Genomic DNA, 6,990 nt, shown 5'->3' with positions numbered 1-6,990 from the left:
GGACCGTGAAACAACTTTGCGCCGATGATAGTGCTGCAACCAGTGTGAAAGTAGGTTATCGTCAGGCTTGTTATTCGAAAAAACCCCCATCGGTGATCCGGTGGGGGTTTTTTTACGCTTAGAGATTTGTCATGAGCTGCACTATGGATCGGTGTTACAGTGCGCAATAGCCTCCAAAAACGCATACCGATGGACTATCAACAACTTTCTGCCCAGCGCCGCAACCATCCGGCCTGGCGTTTGCTGGCCGCTGATCATGCACCGATGATCGCCAGTTTCCTGCACCGTCATTTTATTGCGCCCAATATCCGTACCGTCGCACGCCAGCAACTGGCATCGCATCTGGATGATCATCTGTATCATCTGCATGAACTGGCTGGCGCGGTATTGTTTCCTAAAAGCGCGACAGCGTATCTGGACGACTGGGCTTCCGATGAACGGGGCTGGCTACGCAAATATTATCCAAGCGGGCAGGACGAACCGCACTATGATCTGACGTCGCCCACCGAACAGGCGATCGCATGGCTGCTTGGCCTTGGCCAGCGGCAATTCATCGGTACCGAATCGCGCTTGATGACGGTATTCGATTTGCTGCGGCAGATTATCGATGGCACGGAATTGAATCCCCGTACCCGTATCGCCGAACTGCAGAAACGCAAGGCAGCTATCGATGCGGAAATCGCGCAAATCGCCCAGGGCAGGCTCGATATGATGGAACCGACCCAGATACGCGAGCGCTTCCTGCAAATGTCGTCGACGGCGCGCGAACTGTTGTCCGATTTTCGTGCCGTCGAGCACAATTTTCGCAGCCTGGACCGCTCGGTGCGGGAACGTATCGCCACCTGGGATGGTAATAAGGGCGAGTTACTACAGGAGATTTTTGGCAAGCGTGATGTGATCGCCGATTCCGATGAAGGGAAAAGCTTTCGGGCGTTCTGGGATCTGTTGATGTCGCCATCGCGCCAGGATGAATTGACGGCGCTATTGAATGCGGTGATGACACTCGATCCGGTGCGTGAACTGGCGCCCGATGGCCGCTTGCTGCGGATTCATTATGACTGGCTGGAGGCGGGCGAAGTGACGCAGCGCACGGTAGCCCGTTTGTCTGAACAGCTGCGACGCTATCTGGATGACCAGGCCTGGCTGGAAAATCGCCGTATCATGCAGTTGATACGCGATATAGAAAAAAAGGCGCTCGATGCGCGCGCAGTTATCGAGCATGCCGCCTTTATCGAAATCGATGCCGCCGGACCGGATGTGATGGTACCCATGGATCGCACCTTGTTTACACCGCCATTCAAACCAAGCATCTTGCATGCCGTGCTCGATGAAATGGCTGAGCCCATACCATCGGAAGCCCTCTTCGGCCAGGTCTACGTTGATCGCCTGAAACTGGCGTCGAATGTTCACCGCGCGTTGCAAGAGCGCAAGCAGATTTCACTGGCCTCGCTGATCGCCGAGTATCCGCTCGAGCAGGGCTTGGCGGAACTGACCACTTATCTGAGCCTGGCGACGCAGGAATTGCCCAGCGTGATCGACGATACGCAAGAAGAAACGATACACTGGACCGATGCTCAAGGTCGTGCGCGCATTGCCACGGTGCCTCTCCTTATTTTCAGCACATGATGAATTTTTCCAGCGAAACGCATTACAGCCAGATCCTGATCGCCTTGATGCAAGGCGTGTTGTACCAAGAAAACGATGTCGCCTTGTGGCAGCCCCTGCTGCTGTTGCAAGCGCGCGTGCGCGATTATTGCCAGCAAATCGGTCTGGAACTGATCCTCGATGAAGCCGAGGGCTATGCCTATCTGCGCCAGCGCGCCACGCCGGAAGGGGAAGTTGCGCTGCCGCGCCTGGTGCCGCGCCGCCAGCTCAGTTATCCGGTCAGTTTGATCCTGGTGCTGTTGCGTAAAAAGCTGGCGGAGTTCGACAGCAACGCTGGTGACACGCGATTGATCGTCAGCCGTGAGCAGATCACCGAACAATTGCGCCTTTTCCTGCCCGATACCGCGAATGAAGCACGTTTGCTCGATCGCATGGAGACGCATCTGAACAAAGTGGTCGAACTGGGCTTCCTGTATCGTTTGCGTGGACAGGACCATCAATTTGAAGTGCGGCGCATTTTGAAGGCCTTTGTCGATGCGCAATGGCTCAGCGATTTCGAGCAGCGCCTGAACGATTACGCCGGTCATGGCGTGGGACTGTCGGAGGATGCGGGATGACGGCGCGTGACCATGAGGACGGTGTAATGCCCCAGCTTGATTTCGCCGACCCGGCGGCCATGGAGCGCGCCGGCTTTCGCCTGCATCACTTCGAAGTCTTGAATTGGGGCACCTTCCATGCGCGCGTGTGGAAACTGCATCCGGGCGGCGACAATCTGCTGCTGACCGGCGACATCGGTTCGGGCAAGTCGACGCTGGTCGACGCCATCACCACCTTGCTGGTTCCCGCTCAAAAGATTTCCTATAACAAGGCCGCTGGCGCCGACGCGCATGAGCGCAGCCTGCGCACGTATGTGCTTGGCCACTACAAATCGGAACGTGGCGACACTGGCAGCACGGCGCGCGCGGTCGCCTTGCGCGACCAGAATACCTATGCCGTGATCCTCGGCGTGTTTTACAACGAGGGCTACGATCAGACAGTGACCCTGGCGCAGGTCTTCTGGCTCAAGGATGCACGCGGCCAGCCCGAGCGATTTTATGTCGTGGCGGACAGTGCCTTGTCGATCGCAGACCAGTTTGCCGGCTTCGGCACCGATATCAACCAGTTGCGCAAGCGCCTGCGCGCCAGCAAGGGTGTCGCTCTGCACGATACCTTTCCGCCCTACGGCGCCGATTTCCGTCGCCGCTTCGGTATCGGCAATGAGCAGGCGATGGAATTGTTTCACCAGACGGTGTCGATGAAATCGGTCGGCAACCTGACCGACTTCGTGCGTGAGCACATGCTCGAAGCGTTTCCCGTCGAAGAGCGCATCGCCGCCCTGATCGCCCATTTCGATGATCTGCATCGCGCGCACGAAGCGGTACTGAAGGCGAAACAGCAGATCGAGCAATTGTTGCCGCTGACTGTAGACTGCGCACGTCATGCCAGCTTGCAGCTGCAGGATGAGCAATTGCGCGGCTGCCGCGAAGCGCTGCGGCCGTGGTTTGCCTCCTTGAAAAGTGACTTGCTGGAAAGCCGTCTGGAACAATTGGCGCTGGAGCTGGAAAAAACGGCTGTACGCCTGCAGCGGCTGCAGCAGGTGCGCGTTGAGCAAGGCGTGCGCCGCGATGAAATCCGGGAAGCCATTTCTGCCAATGGCGGCAACCGTCTGGCGCAGATCGACGCCGAGATCGCGCGTCAACAAGCGTTGCAGGATGAACGCGCGCGGCGTGGTGCGCAATATGATGAATTGGCGCAAGCGCTTGGGTTGCCGGGCGCGGCTGATGACGAAGGCTTTCGTGCCAATTTGCGCGCCATCGACAGTGGCCAGGCGCAATGCATGGTGCAGCATGATGAGTGCCAGAACAGCCTGACCGAGGCGGGTGTGAAAGTACATGAACTCGGTGCCAGCCATGGCGAGCTGACGGCAGAACTTGAATCGTTACGCCAGCGCCGCTCGAATATTCCAGGCCAGATGCTGAAACTGCGCGACTTGCTGTGTGGCGCGCTGAATCTCGATGGTGACGAGCTGCCCTTTGTTGGCGAGCTGATCCAGGTACGCGACGATGCCGGCGAGTGGGAGGGCGCGGCCGAACGCCTGCTGCACAATTTCGGTCTGGCGTTGCTGGTGCCGGAAGTCCATTATGCGGCGGTGGCGGCATGGGTGGACCGTAGCCATCTGGGCGCCCGCCTGGTCTATTTTCGGGTACGTGTACTCAGCGTGCCGGAAGCGCGGCCGCTGCATCCGGATTCGCTGGTGCGCAAGCTGTCCATCAAGCCCGATTCGGCCTTTTATCCTTGGATCACCAATGAACTGGCACGGCGCTTCGACTATGCCTGTTGTGATTCGCTGCAACAATTTCAACGCGAAAAACTGGCCATCACGCGCAATGGCCAGATCAAGGCCGGTGGCGAGCGTCACGAAAAGGATGACCGCCATCGTCTCGATGACCGTGCGCGCTATGTGCTGGGCTGGACCAACCACTCCAAGATCGCGGCGCTGGAAAAGCAGGCGCGTGACCTCGCGTTGCGCATCACTGCCCATGGCGCACGCATCAGGGCACTGAAGCTTGAACGTCAATCACATCAGGAGCGTCTGGGCCAATGGCAGCAACTGGCGCTGTTCCAGCATTTCGGCGATCTGGACTGGAAGCCGCTGTTGCTGGCGATCGAACAATTACTGCGTGAAAAAGAGGCACTGGAAGCGGCGTCGGATTTGTTGCGTGAACTACAGAGTCAGCTTGAAGCACTGACGCAAGCGCAAGCCGGCACGGACGAGGACATCAGCCGTCACACTACTGAGCATGCCAGGCTCAGCGAACGTCAGGATCAGGCGCGGCGCCAGTTGGCCGACTGCGCACAGTTGCTGGGCGCCACGCCAGAGCCCGCGCGTGAGCTGTATTTTCCTCTGCTGCTGCAGTTGCAGGCGGAAGCCCTGGGCGAACACAAGCTGACGGTGGAGTCGTGCGATAACCGTGAAAAAGACATGCGCGGTTTCTTGCAAGCGCGTATTGATGCCGACAGCAAGAAAATCGCCAGTTTGCGCGACCGTATCATCAATACCATGAGCGACTACGTCACGGCCTGGCCGCTCGATACGCGTGAGGTCGATGTGAGCATCAATGCCACTGGCGAATTCGGCAAGATGCTGGCGGCACTGCAGGCCGATGACTTGCCGCGCTTTGCACAGCGCTTCAAAGAGCTGCTCAATGAAAACACGATCCGCGAAATTGCCGGCTTCCAGTCGCAGCTCAAGCGTGAGCGGGAAACCATCCGCGAACGTATCGATTTCATCAACCGCTCGCTGCACGATATCGATTACAACCCCAACCGCTACATCGCGCTGGAAGCCGAGCCCAACCTGGACGCCGATCTGCGCGACTTCCAGGCCGACTTGCGTGCCTGCACCGAAGGCGCGCTGACCGGGTCGAGCGACGAAGAATATTCGGAAGCCAAATTTTTACAAGTTAAAACCATCATCGAGCGTTTCCGGGGCCGCAGCGGCAGCGCCGAGATGGACAAGCGCTGGACGCGCAAGGTGACCGATGTGCGCAACTGGTTTGTCTTTTCGGCTTCCGAGCGCTGGCGCGAAGACGACCGCGAGCATGAACATTACACCGATGCCGGCGGAAAGTCTGGCGGACAGAAGGAAAAGCTGGCCTATACCGTGCTGGCCGCCAGCCTGGCATACCAGTTCGGCTTGGAGTGGGGAGTGGTGCGCTCCCGTTCCTTCCGTTTTGTCGTGATCGATGAAGCGTTCGGCCGCGGTTCGGACGAATCCGCACGATATGGACTGGAACTGTTCAAACGCATGAATTTGCAATTGCTCATCGTCACGCCGTTACAAAAAATTCATATCATCGAACCCTATGTTGCCGGGCTGGGTTTTGTGCACAGCGAAGAAGGGCGACAATCGATGTTGCGTTATCTGAGCATTGAGCAATATCAAGCCGAACGCAAGGCGCACCCCGCATGAGCGACATGAGCAGCAACTGGACCTCGCCATCGGCCATTCGAGCCCAGCTACTGCGCCTGTGGGACAGTGGCCGTCTGTTGGCGGCGCATGTGAATGGCAACTCGATATTTCCATGGACACTTAATTTACGCCAGCCGGGGACGGCCAGCCTGGGCGAGCAATTCGATGAAGTACGGCGCTGGATACGGCAGCTTGACGAGGGCAGCAAGAGCCATAAGGGATACGGCTATGTCATCGAATGGCGTGACATCAATCATCGTCAGCTTGGGCGTAACCGTATGCCGGCCAGCATTGTCGTCGCTGATGAAGCCGATGCATTGCGGCTGATCGGAAAAGGGGCTGAAAAGCGGCGCTTCGAGCAACTCTCAGCCCTGACGCTGCAGGCTTTCCCGGTTCTGGCCGCTTGGATCGCACGCCGGCCGATGCTGTTGCTGGAACATGCGCCCGCATGGGAGCGCATCGTCTTGATCTTGCAGTGGTTTGTCGCCCACCCCTGCCCGCAGCGCTATTTGCGCGAGCTCGACATTCCTGGGGTGGACAGTAAATTCATCGAAACGCGCAAGGCTTTGTTGGCGGAATTGCTGGATCAGCTAATGCCGCCGGAGGCGATTTATGTGCAGGCGATCGGTGCCCGTCAATTTGAAGCGCGTTATGGATTGCTGAGCAAGCCGGTATTGATACGCTTTCGCCTGCTCGATGCGCGCCACCATATCGGTGGGCTGTCTGACTTGAGCGTACCAGTCGCGCAGTTTGCTGCCTTGCAGACCACGGTAAAACGCGTCTTCATCACCGAGAATGAAATCAATGGGCTGGCATTTCCGGAGGTGGCGGACAGCATGGTGATCTTCGGTGGCGGTTATGGCGTCGACCGCTTGGGTGATGTGCCTTGGTTAGCGGATAAGGAAGTGATTTACTGGGGCGATATCGATACCCATGGTTTTGCCATTCTTGACCGCTTGCGCGAATACTTGCCCCAGGCACGTTCCATGTTGATGGATATCGCAACCCTGCAAGCGCATCGCTTGTTATGGGGCCGTGAAGAACAGCATAAACGTCATGTTGGCAATCTGACTCGCTTGATCGATGAGGAGCGAGTCTTGTTTCACATGCTACGTGACAATACGTTGGGTGAGTGTATCCGCATGGAGCAGGAAAGGCTGGGTTTTCACTGGGTCAGGTCGGCGATTTAAAATATTGCCTGAAAGCCTTGCTACTATCGGAGCGCTTGGCTATAATTCGCCCCCTCGCTGAACGATGCATGCAAATGCTGAGTGAAGTGGGTAAAAAAGAAGGTTGACGAAATGCTGCAAACGCTTCATACTCTTCCTTCTTCGCAGCTGACAAACACAACGCTTTGTCAATAGCGCGAAAGC

At 57.5% G+C, this 6,990-nt stretch carries 5 protein-coding genes; 4 read left to right on the top strand and 1 reads right to left on the bottom strand.

The window, feature by feature from the left end:
* Positions 1–189 precede the first annotated feature (189 nt).
* From ACQ4WS_RS25290 to ACQ4WS_RS25275, 4 genes are read left to right on the top strand one after another with little or no spacing between them, the layout of a single operon-like run.
* A complete protein-coding gene (locus ACQ4WS_RS25290) occupies positions 190–1,626 on the top strand; it encodes a DUF3375 domain-containing protein (RefSeq protein WP_436479702.1) in 1,437 nt (478 codons plus the stop codon).
* On the top strand, positions 1,626–2,222 hold the full coding sequence (locus ACQ4WS_RS25285; protein ID WP_436479703.1) for a DUF4194 domain-containing protein: 597 nt from the start codon (positions 1,626–1,628) through the stop codon (positions 2,220–2,222). The genes ACQ4WS_RS25290 and ACQ4WS_RS25285 overlap by 1 nt, the downstream gene beginning before the upstream one ends.
* A 26-nt stretch (positions 2,223–2,248) precedes the next feature.
* A complete protein-coding gene (locus ACQ4WS_RS25280) occupies positions 2,249–5,617 on the top strand; it encodes an ATP-binding protein (RefSeq protein WP_436479701.1) in 3,369 nt (1,122 codons plus the stop codon).
* A complete protein-coding gene (locus ACQ4WS_RS25275; RefSeq protein WP_436479700.1) occupies positions 5,614–6,807 on the top strand; it encodes a Wadjet anti-phage system protein JetD domain-containing protein in 1,194 nt (397 codons plus the stop codon). The genes ACQ4WS_RS25280 and ACQ4WS_RS25275 overlap by 4 nt, the downstream gene beginning before the upstream one ends.
* Here the strand turns inward: ACQ4WS_RS25275 and ACQ4WS_RS25270 are convergent.
* Positions 6,791–6,990 (bottom strand): hypothetical protein (locus tag ACQ4WS_RS25270; protein ID WP_436479699.1); only part of this gene is annotated, 200 nt, incomplete at its 5' end. The genes ACQ4WS_RS25275 and ACQ4WS_RS25270 overlap by 17 nt on opposite strands.

The organism is Janthinobacterium leeuwenhoeki, assembly GCF_051380795.1.
GTDB lineage: Bacteria > Pseudomonadota > Gammaproteobacteria > Burkholderiales > Burkholderiaceae_D > Janthinobacterium.
This window is presented reverse-complemented; position numbering and strand designations above follow the sequence as displayed.